19 protein-coding genes and 1 pseudogene are annotated in these 18,365 nt (G+C 73.7%); 8 read left to right on the forward strand and 12 right to left on the reverse strand.

Annotation, left to right across the window (positions count from 1 at the left end):
• The 3 genes and pseudogenes from RE027_RS13940 to RE027_RS13950 all read left to right on the forward strand — a co-directional run.
• Positions 1-128 (forward strand): annotated as a pseudogene (locus tag RE027_RS13940) (GTP 3',8-cyclase MoaA); the annotation flags it as partial.
• A gap of 282 nt (positions 129-410) precedes the next feature.
• Positions 411-719 carry a DUF6457 domain-containing protein gene (locus RE027_RS13945; protein WP_368808875.1) on the forward strand — a complete coding sequence of 103 codons (309 nt, stop codon included), beginning with the start codon at positions 411-413 and terminating at the stop codon, positions 717-719.
• A 221-nt stretch (positions 720-940) separates the two neighbouring features.
• The gene (locus tag RE027_RS13950; protein ID WP_368808876.1) at positions 941-1,309 is read left to right on the forward strand and encodes a hypothetical protein; all 369 of its coding nucleotides are present in this window, start codon (positions 941-943) and stop codon (positions 1,307-1,309) included.
• Positions 1,310-1,441: 132 nt separating this feature from the next.
• Here the strand turns inward: RE027_RS13950 and RE027_RS13955 are convergent, their stop codons facing one another.
• Positions 1,442-2,665 carry an NAD(P)/FAD-dependent oxidoreductase gene (locus tag RE027_RS13955; RefSeq protein WP_368808877.1) on the reverse strand — a complete coding sequence of 408 codons (1,224 nt, stop codon included), beginning with the start codon at positions 2,663-2,665 and terminating at the stop codon, positions 1,442-1,444.
• Between the two features lie 502 nt (positions 2,666-3,167).
• On the opposite strand from RE027_RS13955, the gene RE027_RS13960 reads away from it, so the two are divergent.
• The gene (locus tag RE027_RS13960; protein ID WP_368808878.1) at positions 3,168-3,395 is read left to right on the forward strand and encodes a LuxR C-terminal-related transcriptional regulator; all 228 of its coding nucleotides are present in this window, start codon (positions 3,168-3,170) and stop codon (positions 3,393-3,395) included.
• On the opposite strand, the gene RE027_RS13965 is transcribed toward RE027_RS13960, so the two are convergent.
• Positions 3,331-4,377, reverse strand: a complete 1,047-nt coding sequence (locus RE027_RS13965) for a glycosyltransferase family 4 protein (RefSeq protein WP_368808879.1) — start codon at positions 4,375-4,377, stop codon at positions 3,331-3,333. The genes RE027_RS13960 and RE027_RS13965 overlap by 65 nt on opposite strands.
• Between RE027_RS13965 and RE027_RS13970 the strand changes: the two genes are divergently transcribed.
• Complete coding sequence (locus tag RE027_RS13970; RefSeq protein WP_368808880.1) at positions 4,376-4,513, forward strand: hypothetical protein; 138 nt, start codon at positions 4,376-4,378, stop codon at positions 4,511-4,513. The two genes, RE027_RS13965 and RE027_RS13970, sit on opposite strands and share 2 nt — an antisense overlap.
• 97 nt (positions 4,514-4,610) lie before the next feature.
• Here the strand turns inward: RE027_RS13970 and RE027_RS13975 are convergent, their stop codons facing one another.
• Both RE027_RS13975 and RE027_RS13980 read right to left on the reverse strand, forming a co-directional pair.
• Entirely contained in the window at positions 4,611-4,769 is a 159-nt protein-coding gene (locus RE027_RS13975; RefSeq protein ID WP_368808881.1) for a hypothetical protein, read from the reverse strand.
• Entirely contained in the window at positions 4,766-5,113 is a 348-nt protein-coding gene (locus RE027_RS13980) for a hypothetical protein (protein WP_368808882.1), read from the reverse strand. The genes RE027_RS13975 and RE027_RS13980 overlap by 4 nt, the downstream gene beginning before the upstream one ends.
• A 435-nt stretch (positions 5,114-5,548) precedes the next feature.
• Here RE027_RS13980 and RE027_RS13985 point away from each other — a divergent pair, with 435 nt between their 5' ends.
• Complete coding sequence (locus RE027_RS13985) at positions 5,549-6,247, forward strand: alpha/beta hydrolase (protein WP_368808883.1); 699 nt, start codon at positions 5,549-5,551, stop codon at positions 6,245-6,247.
• A gap of 124 nt (positions 6,248-6,371) precedes the next feature.
• Here the strand turns inward: RE027_RS13985 and RE027_RS13990 are convergent, their stop codons facing one another.
• The 7 genes from RE027_RS13990 to RE027_RS14020 all read right to left on the reverse strand — a co-directional run bounded on the left by RE027_RS13990 (position 6,372) and on the right by RE027_RS14020 (position 15,171).
• Entirely contained in the window at positions 6,372-7,139 is a 768-nt protein-coding gene (locus RE027_RS13990) for an ANTAR domain-containing protein (protein WP_368808884.1), read from the reverse strand.
• Between the two features lie 43 nt (positions 7,140-7,182).
• Complete coding sequence (locus tag RE027_RS13995) at positions 7,183-7,524, reverse strand: hypothetical protein (protein WP_368808885.1); 342 nt, start codon at positions 7,522-7,524, stop codon at positions 7,183-7,185.
• Between the two features lie 180 nt (positions 7,525-7,704).
• On the reverse strand, positions 7,705-8,652 hold the full coding sequence (locus RE027_RS14000) for a helix-turn-helix transcriptional regulator (protein ID WP_368808886.1): 948 nt from the start codon (positions 8,650-8,652) through the stop codon (positions 7,705-7,707).
• Positions 8,653-8,971: 319 nt separating this feature from the next.
• The gene (locus RE027_RS14005) at positions 8,972-10,657 is read right to left on the reverse strand and encodes a ribonuclease J (RefSeq protein WP_368808887.1); all 1,686 of its coding nucleotides are present in this window, start codon (positions 10,655-10,657) and stop codon (positions 8,972-8,974) included.
• 270 nt (positions 10,658-10,927) lie between these two features.
• Complete coding sequence (locus tag RE027_RS14010; RefSeq protein ID WP_368808888.1) at positions 10,928-12,310, reverse strand: FAD-binding oxidoreductase; 1,383 nt, start codon at positions 12,308-12,310, stop codon at positions 10,928-10,930.
• A gap of 234 nt (positions 12,311-12,544) precedes the next feature.
• Positions 12,545-13,525: an NAD(P)/FAD-dependent oxidoreductase gene (locus RE027_RS14015; protein ID WP_368808889.1), complete on the reverse strand. Its 981-nt coding sequence runs from the start codon at positions 13,523-13,525 to the stop codon at positions 12,545-12,547.
• Between the two features lie 233 nt (positions 13,526-13,758).
• Positions 13,759-15,171: an aminotransferase-like domain-containing protein gene (locus tag RE027_RS14020; RefSeq protein WP_368808890.1), complete on the reverse strand. Its 1,413-nt coding sequence runs from the start codon at positions 15,169-15,171 to the stop codon at positions 13,759-13,761.
• Here RE027_RS14020 and RE027_RS14025 point away from each other — a divergent pair.
• Both RE027_RS14025 and RE027_RS14030 read left to right on the forward strand, forming a co-directional pair.
• A complete protein-coding gene (locus tag RE027_RS14025; RefSeq protein ID WP_368808891.1) occupies positions 15,170-16,111 on the forward strand; it encodes a DMT family transporter in 942 nt (313 codons plus the stop codon). The genes RE027_RS14020 and RE027_RS14025 overlap by 2 nt on opposite strands.
• 632 nt (positions 16,112-16,743) lie before the next feature.
• Positions 16,744-17,211: a recombinase family protein gene (locus RE027_RS14030; RefSeq protein WP_368808947.1), complete on the forward strand. Its 468-nt coding sequence runs from the start codon at positions 16,744-16,746 to the stop codon at positions 17,209-17,211.
• 141 nt (positions 17,212-17,352) lie between these two features.
• On the opposite strand, the gene RE027_RS14035 is transcribed toward RE027_RS14030, so the two are convergent.
• Positions 17,353-18,276 (reverse strand): NAD-dependent epimerase/dehydratase family protein, encoded by a 924-nt coding sequence (locus RE027_RS14035; RefSeq protein ID WP_368808892.1) that lies wholly within the window; start codon positions 18,274-18,276, stop codon positions 17,353-17,355.
• Between the last annotated feature and the right edge of the window lie 89 nt (positions 18,277-18,365).

Consider the following 18,365-nt stretch of genomic DNA (forward strand, 5'->3'; position numbering starts at 1 on the left):
GGAACTGGCCGAGCGGTGGCGGGCGGGGATGTGGGGGAAACCGGCCGCCCACGGGATGGAGCGGCCCGGGCCTGGACTCGGAGGCCTACATCCAGCCGGAGCGCTCCATGAGCGCGATCGGCGGCTGAGCCCGTGACCCCACGCCCGCCCCCGACGCAGACCGGACCAGGAGCGATGACCCCCCACCCCACCGGAAGCTCCCTCCGCACCCCGGTCGCGGGCGCGGCGGTGCTGGTGCGCTACTTCGCCGCCGCCCGGGCCGCGGCCGGCACCGGCCTCTGGCCGCCCTGTACCGCACCGGGGTCCTCGGCGACGTCACCGTGGCCGAGGACGCCACTGCGGACGTGGACCCGTGGGCCGACGTGCGCAGATTCGATCGTGACCGACCGCTCTCAACGAAAGGACAACGCGTGGCGAAGGAGATGGCTCCCGAGGAGCGGCAACTGCTCTCCGCATGGGTCGAGAACGTGACGGCCGAGTTCGACCTGGGCGATGTGGAGGTGCCCATCGAGGAACTCCTGGCCCTGGCCGGAGCCGTCTCCACCGGAGTGGCCCGTCCGGCAGTGCCGGTCACGAGCTATCTCGCCGGCTATCTCGCCGCGATCCGCGCCCAGGACGCTGAGGCCTCGGACGCACCCCGGACCGTCCGCGACGTCACCGCTGTCGTGCCCGCGCCGGCAGCGGACCGGCGGACGAGCGGATCGACGGGACGGGTCTGAGCGCCTTGCGGACCGCACGTCCCGCCTCGCCGACGTGGCCCGGGGACAGCTCGACCAGCCGCGTGCGCAGGATCGTGGGCCACGGCGTCAGCGGCGTGCTCGCGACAGTCCGCCCCACGAACCCCAGCGCCGTCGGGCGGACGCGCGCCGGACGGGTCCCTCGCCGGCCCGTCACCGGTGCCCCACGGATGACCGCATCGCCGAACTTACTGGAAGGCCCCATGGCTGACCTGTTCGACTTCAACCACGGCGGGGCCACGCACCCGGGAGCCCGCGCCATCGTCCACCCAGGAGCCGACTCCGGTGAGCACGTGGTGCGGTACTCCGTGGTCGCCGAGGGCGATGAGCACATCACCCTCGACGACGGCTACACCTATGACAAACGCACCGGAGCGGTGCGGGGCCCTGCCGGGCGCCCCACGATCCAGAACCGGCGGGCGGTCACCGAAGGCAGCGCGATGTTCGCCTCCTGGTCGCGGATCGCCGTAGCGCCCCGTCGGCGACGCCCGCACTCCACGCCGGGCCGGGACCGGGTGTCTCCGTCCGGGCGAGCACTCACCGCTGTGCTGCGCTTCCTCGGGCGCCGTTGACGGTCCCGGTCGGTGCGGCACCACGCCGAGCCCTTCCGCACAGGGCAGCGGGAGTGGGCAGTGGGGAGCCCTCCGTTCCTGTTGCCCTCCCATGACGCTCCTGTACGGCGGGCCCTGGCTGGGCAGGGGGTGCTAGCTGGGGATGGGGAAGGACCGGTCGCCGAAGAGGACGCGTCGTGCCGCCGCCTGTCCGAAGGGGGTGCGCAGCAGGGTGAACGCGGCAGAGGCCGCGGCGGGTGTGCGCACCTGGGCCAGCCCCCGCCGCAGCATGAGCCGTCCCCGGAAGCGGGCACGCAGGGCCCGTCCGTCGTAGTGGGCCAGCGCCTCCCGTGACCCGGTTCGCAGGGCGTCGTCGAGGAGGGTGGCGGCGTGCTCGGACAACCGGAGGCACGGATCCAGGCCTCCGGCCGTCAGGGGTGAGACGGCGCCTGCGGCGTCCCCGACGAGGAGCCCTCGGGGGCAGCCGATCCGGTGCAGGAGGCCGCCGACGGGAATGGGGCCGGCGCGCCGCTCGATCTCCTCGGGGCGGTCGGTGCCTGCCAGCCCCGGTGCCGATGCCCCGAATCTCTCCAGGGCTCTGTGCAGACCGTCGGGGAAGCGGTGGGCGTATCCGGCGACGCCCACGTGGGCATGCTGTCCGTCGTTGACCACCCAGGCGAGGTAGCCGGGGGCGAGGGACGGGTCGAGCACGCAGTGGAAGGTCGGTGGTTCCGTCCCGTGGGTGATCTCGAAAACGTCCTCGGCACCGATCAGGAGATGCCGGTTGTGGTCCAGGCCGAGGTCGCGGGCCACCGTCGAGCGGGCGCCGTCCGCCCCGACGACGTACTCGGCCCGGACCCGGCACGGGCCGTCGGAAGCCTCGAGGAAGAACGTGTCGTCCTGGTGGCCGGTGTAGCGGGTGCCGAGCGCGATGCGGACGCCGGCCTCGGCCGCGGTGCGGGCGACTGCTGCGTAGAGCGGCCCCATGTCCCCGACGCGGAACTCGTCGCGCCCGCTGACCAGGGGCACCGGGCGCTGCCGTCCCGGCGGATAGAGCACCACCCGGCGGATGGGCGGTCCCAGATGCTCGGGGGGCAGCAGGAAGTCGTCGAGCGTCCGGCGGACGAAGATGCCCGTGGTGCGGATGGTGCTGGTCAGCGTGGAGCGCCGGTCGACCAGCAGCACGTCATGACCGTGCCGGGCGAGCAGCGTGGCGGTGTGCAGTCCGGCCAGCCCGGCCCCCACGACCAGTACGTCGACGGACGTCGTGTCGTCACGGCGGGCACCGGCGTGTCCCCCGGGTGCGGGCGCAGAGGCCTCGGCGGATCCCCCACCGGGGCCCCGGAGGGGAAGCACTGTTCGATCGAATTGCGGCATGCGTCGAGTCTCATCAAAAATCTATTGAAAGTCAATCGATTTTACATGTTCAACGATATGTGGGAGAGGGGTCTCGGATCCGCCGGCGGCGGATCCAAGGTCCCTCTCCCGGTGGTACGCACCCGCACCGGGAGCCCTGCACGGTCGGCGGGAGCGGAAGGACGGTGTTCGTGCAGGGGCGGGCGCTGCGGACCGGCCCTCCCTTCACAGCACGGGGTGGTCGTGACTCCGCACGACTCCGGTGCCGCGCGAGGAGGAGGGCGCTCTGCCGGGTCGCCCAGGAAGCGGTCACGAACGCCCGGCGCCACGCACACCGAGCCGCACGGGTCCGGGTGGAACCGACCGGCGCCGCAAGGCAGATCCGGATGACGGTCAGCGGCGACGGTGCCCACACCCCCCCATCGCCCCGCACCCGTCCGGCTGCGGGCTGGTCGGCATGGCCGAGCGGGTCGAGCTGCTGGGCGGAACCTTCACGGCGGGACCGGACCCGGACCGCGGCTGAGTGGAACTCCACATCAGCACGAGTACCGTCGAGTTCCATCTCGCCCATCTCATAACCAAGCTCGCGGCCCGGAACCGGGTCGAGCTCACCTTGTGGGCCTACGAGACCAAACGCGCCCGACAGCTCCGCACGCCGAACGGCACGCCGCACGAGGGAAGAAGCTCTAGCAGCGCCCCAGGACCGAGTCGTAGACGGCCCGCGTCCGCGTCAACATGCGCTCGACGGTGAACTCCCGGAGATATCTCCGGCGGCCGGCGTCGCCGTACAGCGCTCGCATCCGGGCGTCACCGAGCAGTTCCCCCAGCGCGGCAGCCAGCATCCCGGCGTTCGCGGGCGGGACGAGGTGTCCGGTCTCGCCGGGGACCACGACCTCCGACGAGCCGATCACCCGTGTCGCCACCACGGGCAGACCGGCCTCCATGGCCTCGATCAGGACCAGCGGCATGCCCTCGGAGAGCGACGGCAGCGCGAACACGTCGGCGGCGTCCAGGAGCCCGCGGGCGTCCGCCCGGTGGCCCGGAAGGTGCACCGAGCCGGCGAGGCTGCGGTCGGCCACCAGGTGCTCGAGCTCCTCGCGCAGATCTCCCTCTCCCAGGACCACCACGTGCAGCTCCGGGTGCTCCGGCACGAGCAGCGCCGCCGCCTCGATCAGGTACCGCTGCCCCTTCATGGCCGTGAGCCGGCCGGTCGTCAGCACGACGAGGTCGTCCGGGCGCAACCGCAGCGCTGCTCTGGCGGCGGCCCGCCCGGGGGCGTCCCGGCGCGGTCCGACGCCGTTGGGCACCGTGACGAAGTGTTCCGCGCTCACTCCCCGCGCGGTGTACGTGTCCCGGACTCCGCCGGACACGGCGATCCGGGCGTGGGCGAACGACGTGTTACGGATCAGCTTCTCCGCCTTGGCGCGCTGGTGGAGCAGGAACGGCTGGTGGTGGGTGATGACCACCGCCGGCACGCCGGCGGCTCGCGCCAGCCGCAGCCCGACCGGGTCCTCCCAGCCCCATGCCGCGTGGCAGTGGAAGACGTCCACCGGGCGGTCGGCCAGGAAGCCGCCGACGACGTCGGGGTAGGCGGGGTCGTGCGGGCCGGGCAGCGCCACGGTCCGGGCGCCGTGCGCGGAGGCCTCGTCGAAGAACCAGCGGGCGCCGGGGCTGTCGCGGCACAGCACCGAGACGTCCGCCTGGTCGGCGAGCCCCTCGACCAGGTCCAGCATGTGCACGCCCATCCCGGACGGGTTCGCGGAGCGCGTGTACAAGCAGACGGACGGACGGGCTCCGCGGGCGCTCCCGCCCGGCGGGGAGGCGCTCGGTCTCGAGGGCGGCCCCATCGCCGCGGCGTCCGACATGTGACCCACCCTAGCGACGGCACTCGGTCAGCACTCCCGCCGTGGTGGTGGGACCGTCATGACGGACCGCGTCCCGGGCCCCTTCGCCGGTTCCTCCCGGATCAGGCGTGGGGGTGGTCCTGGGCGCGGCGGGCTCTCGAGCAGCGGGTGAGCGGTCGCAGCGACCGGCTGCGCCGCGGCCCGTGCACCACCGCGCCGTGGACGGTCCGCAGGCGCAGGCCGGCCGAGCAGCCCCGGAGATGGTGGTGGCCGGCGCTCATGCCGCCGTCCTCGCCCGGCGGCCAGGAGCGGCCGGACCGTCGGCCACGACCGGGGTGCGGTCCACGGGAGTGGGCAGGTGGGCGGACAGCGGGTCGGGGAGCGCCAGTTCCACCGCCCCGTCCTGGGCGACGGCCCGGCGCAGGAGGTCCACCCCGGCGGGCTCCATGAGGTGTGCCCCGCGGATGTCGACGACGACGTGGGTGCCGGGGGTGAGGGCGCGAGCGCGGCGGATCAGCGGGTGCAGGGCCCGCTGGCCGGCCCCGGTCAGGCATCCGGTGGCGACGATGCGCCCGTACTTGCCGTCCAGATCGACCTGGACGGTCACGGAGATCTTGTCGACCACAGCAGCTTCCTGCCTACGAGAAGGGTTCGCGGCCTGCTGCTGGACCGCGTCCCGGAGTACGCGACCTCCGCCCGGACGACCAGCACCCTCAGCATCTGTTGCTGCGGACGACGTGGCCGGCCGGGCCCGACCGACCGGGGGAGCGTGCCGGGTCAGGCCTCGCCGCCGGTGCAGCACCTCGGTCCCGGAGACCACGGCACACGGTCCTCATCGGCTCCTTGCCCGGCCCCTCGTCCGTTGACGCGGCCGTCCTGTGCGACGCCCGGGCCACCGGGTACAGTCGGCCGCACCACGGGCCGGACACCGTGCTCCCCGGCATCGCTCGGAACGGCATCGCTCGGAACGGCATCGCTCGGAACGGCATCGCTCGGAGCGGCATCGCTCGGAGCGGCGTCGGAGAGGAGCCGTCCGGTGGCGCAGATGCGGAGGGGACAGATGGGTGTTCAGGAGAACCGTGCCGCGCTGTCGGCGCGGCCGGGCGGACCCCCGGGTCCCGCGCCGGCCGGTCCCGGCACGCACCGCCTCGGAGTGGAGACCCGGCGGGACTCCGTGCTCTGCGTGCCCTCCTCGGCCGGGGCGGGGCAGCCGATGCCGCTGCTGGTGGCGCTGCACGGAGCGGGCGGCCTTCCGGACGGCAGCATGCCCATGCTCCAGGCCGTCGCCGACCAGTACGCCGTGGCAGTGCTCGTACCGCAGTCGCGGGAGTCGACCTGGGACGGGATCCGCCACGGCTACGGCCCCGACGTGGACGTCGTCGACCGCTCGTTGCACCGAGCTCTGGAGGCGGTCCGGGTCGATCCGGCGCGCCTCGGCGTCGTCGGATTCTCCGACGGCGCGTCCTACGCCCTCGGCCTGGGCCTGGCCAACGGGGACCTGTTCAGCCACGTCATCGCCTTCTCGCCGGGCTTCGTCCCCTTCGCCGCCCGAGTGGGAGAGCCCCGGGTCTTCGTCGCCCACGGCGTGGCGGACCGGGTCCTGCCCATCGACCGGACCGCTCGGCGCGTCGTGCCGGCGCTGCGGCGGGACGGATACGACGTCACGTCCGTCGAGTTCGACGGAGGCCACACCGTACCCCTCGACATCGCGCTGCGAGCCGGGCAGTGGCTCGGCTGGAGCACACCGCCCGGCGGCTGACTCTCCGCCCGGGACCGTCCGTCCGTCGTCCCGCGGGGCCAGGCCCTCGGCCGTCCGAGGATTGGGGAGGTCCTCGGGCGGCCGGGACGGGAGGCGCTGGAGGGCGGTGGGCGTCCCCGGCCGCTCACGGTGCCGGGGCGTTGTGGGACGGTCCGCGGGGCACGGGCGGCAGCCGCCGGGCCTCGGCGGCGATGACCTCGGTGGCGACCGCGCCCACACTGCGCTCGGTCTCCTGGCCCGCCGTCCGCAGCATCTGCAGCGCTCCTTCGCGGTCGAGCCGGTGGCGTGCCATCAGCACACCGGCGGCGGTCCCGATCTCCCGGGCCGCGGCCAGTGCCTGCTCCCGGTGCTGCGCCTGCTGACGGCGGTGGCCGGCCGCGACCGCCTGCGCGGCGTGGGAGGCCAGCAGGCTCCCCGCCCACAGCGCCGGAGCGTCGAAGGCGTCCGGGGTGTCGGAGTACATGCTCAGCCGGACGGTGGCACCGGGCTCCTCCGGCAGGGGCAGCTGGTAGACCACCAGGCCGGCCAGACCCAGACGTTGAGAGGCCTGGGCCGCGAAGTCCGGCCAGCGCCGGTCCCGGGCGAGGTCCCCGACCAGCTGGACGGCACCGGCCGGCGTGGGGTCCTCGAGCGGGCCCTGGCCGAGGTCCCGCTGGAGGGCGTCCGCGTCGGCGGCGGCCGGCGCGGTGGCGACCAGGGTGCGCGATCGTCCGCGGGCCAGGACGCTCACACTGGCCCAGCGGGTCCCGGCCACGTGGTGGACGGCCGCCTGGGTCACCGCGGCCACCGCCGCACCGCCGGAGAGGGCACCCATCCGCCGGCCCAGCGCGGTCAGGACCCGGTCGATCTCGGCGGCCTGCGCGACGGGACCGAGGCGCGCGGACCTCGTCACGGGCGGTCACCCCGCCCGTGGCGCGAGGTCGGGACGGCCCGGCTCATGCGGCCCGCCCGATGCTCCCCAGGGGGCGGCTGCCGGGACGGGGAGCGTGCCGGTGGCCGGGGAGGCCGCCGGGAAGGAGCAGCTGCACCGGGCCGGGGCCGGCCACGGTCTCCTCGTGGTCGACCGCCCAGCGGAGCAGGTCCACCGCGATCGCCTCCACGTGACCGGCGCCGGTGAGATCGATGCTGATCGTCACCGGGGGGACCAGCGTCCGCGCCCGGCGCACCAGCGGGTACAGGACGTGCTGGTTGGCCTCGGTCAGGCACCCGGTCACCACCAGGCGCACGTAGCGGCCGTCGAGATCGATCTGGACGAGCACGGAGAGCTTGTGGTCCATGAGAGCATCCTTCGTCGCATGCAATGAATCCCATGGCCGCCTGCTTGACCTGTGTCCAGGGTAGAACGACCGGCCCGGATCGGCCAGGGACGGGCACGAAGTGCGTCATCCGGCCCGGTGCGTCGCGGAGGCGTGCGGGTGCCCCGGTGACCGCGGTGTGGCTGCGCGGCCCGTCGGGCGTCACCGGTCGAGGGTGTGGCTCGGTGCCGTCCCGTAGATCTGCCGGTAGTACTGGGCGAAGCGCCCCGGGTGGGTGAAGCCCCACCGGGCGGCGATCTTCTTCACGGTGTCCCCGCGCGTCGGGTCACCGTCCTCCAGGTCGCGGTGGGCGGCGTCCAGCCGGGTGCGGCGCAGGTACTGGGCCGGCGTCAGCCCCGAGGGGTGGTTGGCGCGGAAGGCGTGCACCAGAGCCTTCGTGGTCGTCCGGGCCGCACGGGCCGCGTCCTCCACGGTGATCGCGTCACGAACGTGGTCGTCGAAGAACTGCACCGCGATCCGGTACCGGTGGCGCTGGGCCTCCATGGTCAGGTACCGCTCCTCGCGCTCCCCGAGGAGGGGAAAGCACTCGAGCAGCCCCACGGCCAGGTGGCGGGTGAGCTCGGCGCGCACCAACGGCTCGCGGAAGGCCTCCGAGTCCAGGACACCGGCACCGTAACGGACCAGGCCCCACCAGTACTCGCCGAGCCGGGCGCTGAGCGGGGTGGCGGACGTGAACTCCACGGGGGTCTCGACGCCGTAGACGGTGTCGGCGGTGGCCTGCACCAGCTGGACCGGCAGGTGTGCCAGGGTCACGTCCACGTCCTGGGCCACCACGAGGGAGGGCTTCTCGGGGCGGAACAGCACCGACGAGCCCGCGGCGGCGCTGCCGGTCTCCTCCCGGATCTGCCAGTCGTACCGGACGCCCTGCACATGGGCCACCGTGAACACCTCGGTGTCCCCCCACAAGGACATCGTCCCGTCCACCCGCACCTGGGACACGGCCAGCTGGCCGTCCCCGGCGCGGGACAGACGGTAGGCGAACCCGGGATCGGTGGAGCCGTAGCCGAATCGCATCCCGGTCTGCTCCCCGAGCAGGGCCAGCACCTCCGGTTCCGAGACCGTGAGTTCGTGGCGGAACAGCTCACCCATGCGCCGGCACCACCTTCCGCGCGGGCTGTACCCGGCACAGATCCGGCTCCGGCCGTTCGTCCCCGGCCTCGGGCAAGCTCGCACCATTATGACCCGCCCGCCCCGGGGGCACAGCACCTGTCGTCACATGCACACACATTGCCGACCGGGGGTGCCCCGGGGGCGCTCGCGGCGCCGGTCCGGCGCGCGCCCCGGGGCGCCACAGGCCTCCCGGCGACGCCGGGGCCGGACCCGGCGCACGAGGTCCGCATCCCGCGCCCGGGGGCCGCCGGCACGCTCCTCCCGGTGGCGGCGCGGGACCGGACCGCCCGCGGGAGGGTCAGGCGTCGATGACGACGACCGTGACCAGCGGGGCCCGCCGGTAGGCGCGCTCCAGGTGACGGGACACGGTCTGGCCGATGAGCGACTCGAGCTCGTCGAGGTCCTTCACCTTCTGCGCGTCCGGGCGTGCCAGGGCGCTCTTGACCTTCTCCGCCGCCTTGTCGAAGGCGTGCTCGTCGTGGACGAAGCCCTTCGCGATGAACTCCAGCGGCTCGGCCAGGGCGTTGGTGTCGGCGTCGACGATCGCCACGACCGTGAGCACGCCGCCCTCCTGGAGCAGCCGGCGCTCGACGAGGGTCTCCTCGGTGACCTTGCCCACGGTGTGGCCGTCGACGTAGACCAGTCCGGCCTCCACCTGCCCGGAGATCCGGGCCCGGCCGTTCACGAGGTCGATGACGGAGCCGTCCCGGGCGATGAGCACCCGCTCGGGATCGACACCGGTGCGGATCGCGAGCTCGGCGTTGGCGTGCAGGTGCTTGGACTCCCCGTGCACGGGCATGACGTGGGTGGGCTGCACGATGTTGTAGCAGTAGACCAGCTCCCCGGCGGAGGCGTGGCCGGAGACGTGCACCTTGGCGTTGCCCTTGTGCACGACCTTCACCCCGAGGTCGGTGAGCTTGTTGATGATCCCGTAGATCGCGTTCTCGTTGCCGGGGATCAGCGAGCTCGCCATGAGCACCGTGTCCCCGGTGTTGAGCTGGATCTGGTGGGTCTCGTTGGCCATGCGGGAGAGCGCGGCCAGGGGCTCGCCCTGGGACCCGGTGCACACCAGGGTCACCTTGGCGTCGGGCATGGACTGGAGCTTCTTGAAGTCGACCACCAGACCCCGGGGGATCTTCAGATAGCCCAGGTCCCGGGCGATGCCCATGTTCTTGACCATGGAGCGCCCGACGAAGGCGACCTTGCGCCCGTGCGCGTGGGCGGCGTCGAGGACCTGCTGGATCCGGTGGACGTGGCTGGCGAAGCTGGAGACGATGATCCGCTTCGGCGCGGTGGCGAAGACGTGGTTGATCGCCGGGGTCAGCTCCTGCTCCGAGGTGGTGAACCCGGGGACCTCGGCGTTGGTGGAGTCGGTGAGGAACATGTCCACGCCCTCCTCGCCCAGCCGCGCGAAGTGGCGCAGGTCGGTGATCCGGTCGTCCAGCGGGAACTGGTCCATCCTGAAGTCCCCGGTGTGCAGGACCAGCCCGGCGTCCGTGCGGATCGCCACGGCCAGACTGTCCGGGATCGAGTGGTTGACCGCGACGAACTCGCACTCGAACGGGCCCGCCTTGTGGGTGTCCCCGGCCTCGACGTGGACGGTCTTCGGGGTGATCCGGTGCTCGGTGAGCTTGGCCGTGATGAACGCCAGGGTGAGCTCGGAGCCGATCAGCGGGATGTCCGGGCGCTCCTTGAGCAGGTACGGCACGCCGCCGATGTGGTCCTCGTGCCCGTGCGTGAGCACGATCCCCACGATGTCACCCAGCCGGTGCCGGATGGAGGTGAAGTCGGGCAGGATCACGTCGATGCCCGGCTGGTGCTCCTCGGGGAACAGCACGCCGCAGTCGACGACGAGGAGCTTGCCGGCGTGCTCGAAGACGGTCATGTTGCGCCCGATCTCGCCCAGGCCCCCCAGCGGGGTGACTCGCAGGCCCCCGGAGGGCAGCGGCGGCGGGGACTTGAGCTTGCGGGAGGAATTGGTCAATGGATCACGCTTTCATCATCGGGTGGAACAGGACGGTGCGGCCGGCTCTCGTCGAGCCCAGGCCGCCTGCGGCGCGCAACGGCACCGGGAAGTCTGGGTCAACTCTAACGCGGCGTCACGCTCCGACCGGCCGCCGGGGCGGGCGGGCACCGGCGCGGGTGCCGCCGCGGGCCCCTCGGCGGGGACGGTGCCGGCCGTTCCCGACCACGCCCGGGGGCGGGCCGGCACCGTCCCCGTGGGCGTGAGCGGCGGGAGCTCGCAGGCGTGGTGCTACGGCGTGGGGGCGAAGACCTTGCCGGGGTTGAGGATGCCGGCGGGGTCGAAGAGTGCCTTGATCCGGCGCTGCAGGTCGTACTGGTCCGGGCCGAGCTCCTGGGCGAGCCAGTCGCGCTTGAGCAGCCCGACCCCGTGCTCCCCGGTGAGGGTGCCGCCGGCTTCCAGGGCGTAGGAGAACAGCTCCCCGGCCGCCGCCCAGACGGCCTCGGGCACGGTGTCGCCGTCGAAGACGAAGGTCGGGTGCAGGTTCCCGTCCCCGGCGTGGCAGGTGGTGGGGATCACGACGCCGTACTCGTCCTCGAGCTCCCGGATCCTGGCGAAGGCGGCGGCCATCCCGTCGCGGGGCACGCAGATGTCCTCGACGAGCACGGTGCCCATGGCCTCGAGGGCGGGGAAGGCCGCCCGGCGCAAGGCGACCAGCCGCTGGGACGCGGCCGGGTCCACGGTGGTCTCCGCGGTCCCGCCCGCGCTGCGGACCAGCTCGGTGATCCGCTCGGCGGTGACGGCCGCGGCCGGGCCGTCGCACTGGACGAGGAGGTAGGCCCCGCCCCGGGCCAGCAGGTCCTGGCCGGTGTGGGCGCTGACGCACCCCAGGGTGGGCCGGTCCATCAGCTCCATGATCGCCGCCACGTGCCCGGCCCCGGTGATCGCGGCCGCGGCGGCCGCACCGGCCTCGACGGTGTCGAAGAACGCCCCGATGGTCACCACCGCGCCCTCGACGACCGGTCGGAGCTTCAGGGTGGCCTCGACGATGACGCCCAGGGTGCCCTCGGAACCGATCATCAGCGCGCACAGGTCGTAGCCGGTCACGCCCTTGACGGTGCGGTGGCCCACCTCCAGCAGCCGCCCGTCGGCCAGGACGACCTTCAGGGCCAGGACCGCCTCGCGGGTGACCCCGTACTTGGCGCACAGCAGGCCGCCGGCGTTCATGGCGATGTTGCCGCCCACGGTGGAGATGTCCTTGCTGGCCGGGTCCGGGGCCCACCACAGGCCGTGGGGTGCCAGGGCGCGGTTGAGGTCCCCGTTGAGGATCCCCGGCTGGACGACGGCCAGGCGGTTCTCGGGGGAGATCTCCAGGATCCCGTCCATGTCCTGCAGGCACAGCACGATCTCGGCGGGGCCGGCGACGGCTCCGCCGGCCAGCCCGGTGCCGGCCCCGCGGGTGACCACCGGGGTGGCGGTGGTCGAGGCGATGCGGCACACCGCCTGGACGTCCTCGACGGTGCGCGGGCGGACCGCGGCGACCGGAGCCCCGGCGGAGCGGTGGCCCGAGCGGTCGGTGGTGTAGGGCTGCAGCCGGGCCGGGTCCGTCTCCACCCGGCCCGGCAGGGCGGCGCGCAGCTCCTCCACCACGGACAGGGAACGGGCGACAGGCATGGGACCTCGGACTCCTCGAGCAGGGACGGGACGCCGCCGCGGCGACCCGGCGGTGAAGGACAGGGCGGACCGCCGCTGGGCGCCGGACCGGGGCGGTCCGTGCGGGCCGGAGGAGTCCACCGACTCGGGGTCGCTCCCGACCGGGGCCGGGATGCCGGCATCCCGGCCCCGTCCGGACAGCGAGTACGGTCCCTTCCCGACAGTAGGTACTGTCGCGGTCCAGGACAAGCACCCTCAGCCGGTGCGCCGCCCGGGTGCCGCGAGGCGGCGCTTCGCCCGGGCGTCGACCGCGGCCCGGGCGTCCTCGGCGACGAGGTCGGCGTTGACGGCCGCGGCCGCGGCGACGCCGGCCCCGTTGGCGGTGGCGACCATCGCGGCGAGGTCGCTGACGTTGCCCGCCGCCCAGACGCCGGGGACCTCGGTGCGCCCCATGGGGCCCGTCGCGACGTAGGTGCCCATCGGGTGGTCCGTCAGGGTGCCACCGAGCTGCACGTACAGCTCGCCCCGTGCGGTGTACCGGGGGGCGACGGTCACGGCGTCCACGGGGAGCTCGCGGCCGTCCTCGAACACGACGGACTGCAGGCTCTCGTCCGGGCTGCGCAACCGGGCGACCACGCCGTCTACCACCGGGACGCCGAGCGCGGAGAGCTGCTCCCAGGCCTCCTCCCCGGGATCGGCCATGGTGTGCCGCAGAAGCGTGACGTCGTCGCTGAGCCGGCGGAACAGCAGCGCCTGGTGGACGCTGAGCGGGCTCGTGCCCAGCACGGCGATGCGCCGGCCCCGGACCTCCCAGCCGTGGCAGTACGGACAGTGCAGCACGCTCTTCCCCCAGAGCTCCCGGACGCCGGGGACCTCGGGGAGCTCGTCGACCAGCCCCGTGGCCAGCAGCAGCCTGCGGGCCCGGACCGGTGCGCCGTCGTCGAGCTCGACCTCGAACCCGTCCGCGTCCCCGAGGCGTCGTGCGGTCACGGCCCGCCCTCGCCGGAACTGCGCTCCGTAGCCCTCGGCCTCGATCCGCCCGATCGCGTACAGCTCGAGCGGGGAGATCCCCTCGCGGCCGAGGACGTTGTGCGCGCCGTCCGCCGGGGCGTTCCGGGGTGCACCGGCGTCGACGACGACCGTCGAGCGCAGGGAGCGGCCCAGGGTGACGGCGGCGCTGAGGCCGGCAGCACCTCCTCCGACGATCGCGACGTCGTGGATCGGGGACGTGGTCATGGCAGGGCTCCTTCGCGAGGTCCGGTGATCGGCCGACCCGCTCTCGTGGGGCCACGGAAGCGGTGTGCCGTGGATCCAGGGTAGAACCGCCATGCGGTAACAACATGGTGTCTTGCGAAATGCGCAAGAAGGTGCCCTCGACGCCGGTCGGCCGGGCCTCTTCTGCGCTTTCGCCGGCGAGCGCGCCCACCCGGCCACCCCGGAGGGGTGCCGCCCGTCGTGGTGGATCCCTCCTAGTCGCCGTTCCGTGCGAGCAGGTCCCCGAGCACGCGGGCGCCGTCGGGGAAGGCCCCCGGGTCGGCCCCCGCGTAGTTGAGCCGGACGAAGGGACCGGTGGGCTCGGCCGGGAACCACTCCGAGCCCGGGGCGATGACGACGCCGGCCGCCTCGCAGTCCCGGGCGAGCCGGGCCGGATCGGTGCCGTCCGGAAGGCGCAGCCACAGGTTCAGCCCGCCCGGGGGCACGACCTCGACGTGCGCCTGCGGGGCGTGCTCGGCCAGGCTGGTGAGCAGCAGGTCCCGGCGCGCCCGGAGCTGGTGCCGGAGACCTCGCCGGTGGGTCGACCACCCGGGCTGGGTGACGACGTCCAGGGCCGCGGCCTGGAGCAGCCCGCTGACGTACATGGACTCGGCGGCCCGGTCGGCGAGGATCCGCTCCCGGGCGGGTCCCCGTGCGATGACCGCACCCACGCGGAGCGCGGGGGAGACGCTCTTGGTCAGCGACCGGAGGTAGACGACGTGCCCGGAGTCGTCCTGGGCGGCCAGGGGCACGGGGGTGGTGGTGATGCCGAAGTCGTGGGCCCAGTCGTCCTCGACCAGGAAGGCGCCGTGCTCGCGCACCACCTCCAGCACCTGCCGGCCCAGCTCGGCCGGCCACTGCGCCCCGGTGGGGTTGGCGTAGTTCGGCTGGGCGTAGAGGAGCCGGGCGCCGGTCTCCCGGAAGGCCCGCGCGAGATCGGCCGGGTCGGGTCCGGCCGCCCCGGCCGGCACCGGCACCACGTGCACGCCGGCCTGGGCCGCGGCCAGGATGGCGCCCCAGTAGGTCGGGGACTCCATGAGCACCGGGCGTGCGGCACCGGCCAGGGCGCGGAAGACCGAGCTGAGCCCGCTCTGGGTCCCCGGCAGCACGATCACGTCGCCGGGCGTGGGCGCGCCGACCCCGGCGGGCGTGGCCGTGCCCAGCTCGTGGGCGAACCACGACTGCAGCTCCGGCAGCCCGGCCACCGGCGGCAGGGAGAGGGCGGCCTCCGAACGCGCCGCCCGGGCCAGTGCCGCACGCACCAACCGCTCCGGCAGCAGCTCCCGGTCGGGGTACCCGGAGTGGAAGGCCACGACGTCGTTCGGGGTGCTCCGCAGCGCGGTGGCGACGGACCGCAGCGGTGCCTGGTGGCCGCGCAGCGCCGCCGTCTGCCAGCCGTGGTCCGCCGCCCGGACGGTGCGCGCGGCACGGACGAAGGTCCCGACGCCGGGCCGGGTCTCGACCAGTCCCTGGGCCTCGAGGGCGCGCAGGGCCTTCTGAACCGTCACCGGGCCGGCTCCGTGCTGCGCGACCAGGGACCGGGTGGAGGGCAGTCGCGCCCCCGGGGGCGCGGCGGCGACCCAGGTCCGGAGCTGGTCGGCGATCCGCGAACTGCTATCGTCGTTCATGACAGCAAAGAATAGCGCTACCGCACTTTCACGAGCACCGATATCGTCCGCCCCGGTCGCCGGGCTGTGGTGGGGGCTGCTCGGTGTGGCCGCCTTCTCCCTCACCGTGCCGCTCACCCGGATCGCCGTCCAGGGCTTCTCCCCGCTGTTCATCGGCTCCGGGCGTGCGGTCGTCGCCGCGGCCCTGGCCGCCGCGGCCCTGGCGCTGACGCGGCAGCGGCTTCCGCGGGGAGTGCAGTGGGCCCGATTGGCCGTGGTCGCCGGCGGCGTCGTCGTCGGCTTCCCGCTGCTGACCTCCTACGCGCTGACCAGTACGTCCGCCGGCCACGGCGCCGTGGTCATCGCCCTGCTGCCGGCCGCCACGGCCGGCGCGGCCGTGCTGCGCGGCGGCGAGCGCCCCCCGCCGGCCTTCTGGGGCCTGGCGGGGACCGGTGCGCTCGTCGGGATCGCGTTCGCGGCCGTGCAGGCCGGGGGTCCGGGGCAGCTGCACCGGGCGGACCTGCTCCTCTTCGGCGCGGTCGTGGCCGCCGCCGTCGGCTACGCCGAGGGCGGTCTGCTGGCCCGGGAGATCGGCGCCTGGCAGGCCATCTCCTGGGCGCTGGTCCTGTCCGCGCCGCTGATGATCCCCCTGGCGGCCGTTCCGCTGGTGGGGCGGCCGGTGGCCGGCACGCCGGAGCAGTGGGCCGCCTTCGCCTACCTCGGGGTCGTCAGCATGTTCCTGGGCTTCGTCGCCTGGTACCGGGGGCTGGCCATCGGCCCCATCGCGAGGGTCAGCCAGATCCAGCTCGTCCAGCCGGTGCTGAGCATCCTGTGGGCGGCGCTCCTGCTGCGGGAGGCGCTCACCGGGGCGGTCCTCCTCGGCGGTCTGGCCGTGGTGCTGTGCGCCGGTCTGGCCGTGCGCGTCCGGCTGGCCGCTGCGCCGGGGCGACGATCCGGCTGACCCCGGGCCTGCGGTCGCCGGCCGGTGTTCTCGTCTGCTACCGTCACGTCGTCCCCTTCCCCCGGGACGGGCGCCCGCACCCCCGCGCGGGCGCGGGAACGCCCCGTCTCGCGCTGCGAGGCGGGGCGCTTTCGTTGCTGTGTCACTAGCACGGTCAGGCGCGGAAGGCGAATGTGCGGGTAAGGCTACTGATGAGTATGGTCGGTGCTGGTTCGGACGGCAGGTCCGGAGATCGCTGGAGGCCGGGGGAGGCCTCGGGGGGATGGCGAACTCCGGATCGGTGCTCGTGAGCCGCAGGTGACGCCGGAGCCGGGGGGCTCCGGGGTCATCCCCTCCAGGGAGACCCGCCCGGTGCGACGTCCGCGAGGCTGCCGTCCGGCAGGTCGACCCTGTGCGCCTCGGCGCACGGCAACGCCCCCGCCCTCTCCGGGGCGGGGGCGCTGCTGTCGTGCTGCCGCAGGCCCCGGGAAGCGCTCCCGGCCGGGCGACGGACCCGCTCGCGAGACCGGCCGTCGGTCCCCGTGCCATCACCGTTCCCGGCGACCGCCCGGCGCGATCCCTTGCCGTTCCGGGAGGCACCGGGGAGCGATACCGGGAGCGGTCCTGTGGATCGGTGCCTCCTGGCCGTTCCGCTGACCGGTGCGGCGGCACACCGAGGAGCCCGATCGACACGGCAGCAGGACGCAGACCGTCAAGTGTCTGACCTGTTGAATGCCGGCGTGCGACGCGATGACCTCTACGTGGGCCATGGAATGTCTGGAGCGCCTGGCTCCCGTCCGCAGTTCGACAAAGCGGTGGCCGCGCTCGAGGAGAGCGACACTCTCGTCATCACCACGCTGGACCGTCTCGGGCGGTCGACGCAGAGCATGCTCTCTCTCGCCGAGGCGCTACGGGAGCGCGTTGCCGACTCGGTGGCCAAGCGCCGGGCCGCCGGCAAGGACCTCGGTGGGCGGCGCCAGACCTTCACCGACTCCCAGATCCGCAATGCCCTGCGGCTCATCGGTGGCGGAGAGCCGGCCACTCAGGTCGCCCGCGATCTGAGCATGTCGCGGGCCACTCCTTACCGGCGGATCCGGGAGTTGCCGACGCTGACGATCTAGGGTTGTTTCGGCCTGCGGACCACGATGTGTATGGCGCTGCAACGACGTCGAACGACGTATGTATGAGGCCTGGTCCAGCGGGTCGGTAGCTGCGTATCGACGATCAGCAAGCAGCTCGCTGTGCGGACATGTCCACTCTCGTCAGGAGAAGGAGTGCTGGAGACCCGCGAGGCGCTGGGTCTCGCGCACCCCGACGGTGTACGGGGTCGGCCACAGATCGAACGCCTTCGTGGTCGCTGTTCCGTCGACGACGAACGGTTGCTCGAACTGGTAGAGGAGCTCCACGCCGGTGCGTGCGAGCGGCACGACGGTGCCGAGCGCGCGTAGGTGCCCGCGGCGGACAGCGGTCAAGGCGTTCCGGTGGCCCGCTTCGCGAGCGGCCAACGCGACGAACGCGCGTCCAGTGGTGGGTTCCGGATGCGGGACGTGCCAGGTCGCGCAGTCCGATGTGTCCTCCCGACCCACCGTGGCGATGGTGTGAGCGAAGTCGTCGATGAACGTCGGCGTGATCGGCAGGTCGGGTGAGCCGAACCAGAATGCGCGGTCCCCGGGGCCAGGGGCGTCGAACACGTTGCCGGCGATCATCGAGCGCACTCCGGGCCCGTACAGCTCGCCGGCCCGGACGAGGGACAGCCGGATGCGCCCCGCAGCCGCTGCGTGCAACAGGCGCTCCGCCAGCCACGCGCGTAACACCCCCAGGGAGCTGACCGGCCGGTAGGGCAGATCCGGGGTCATCGGCCCACCGACCCGCCCGTACATCCAGGTGTCGTCGGCGAAGACCACCCGGGCGGAGGCTGCCTCCGCAGCACTCACGACGGCGTCCGTGAGCAGGGGAAAGTCCTGCCGCCACCGGCCGATCGGCGGCATCGCGCAGTGATGGATCACCGAGGCGCCGGCCGTCGCCGCCACCAGTGCCGCCGGATCAGCCGCGTCGGCCGCACCGAGCTCCGCCGCCGGGTGACCGACCGAGCGGCCGTCCCGCGTGAGTGCCCGCACCTCGGACCCGGCCGCGACGAGGTGGGCGACTACGCGTCGTCCGGTCGCTCCAGCCGCCCCGACCACCACGTGGAGTGGTTGTCCAGACATCCGTGTCTCCTTCTGATTGCTACACATGTAGCATTACATGTGTAGTGAACACGCTACAGCCGTAGTGT

The organism is Kocuria sabuli (genome assembly GCF_040981185.1).
Taxonomy (GTDB): domain Bacteria; phylum Actinomycetota; class Actinomycetes; order Actinomycetales; family Micrococcaceae; genus Kocuria; species Kocuria sabuli.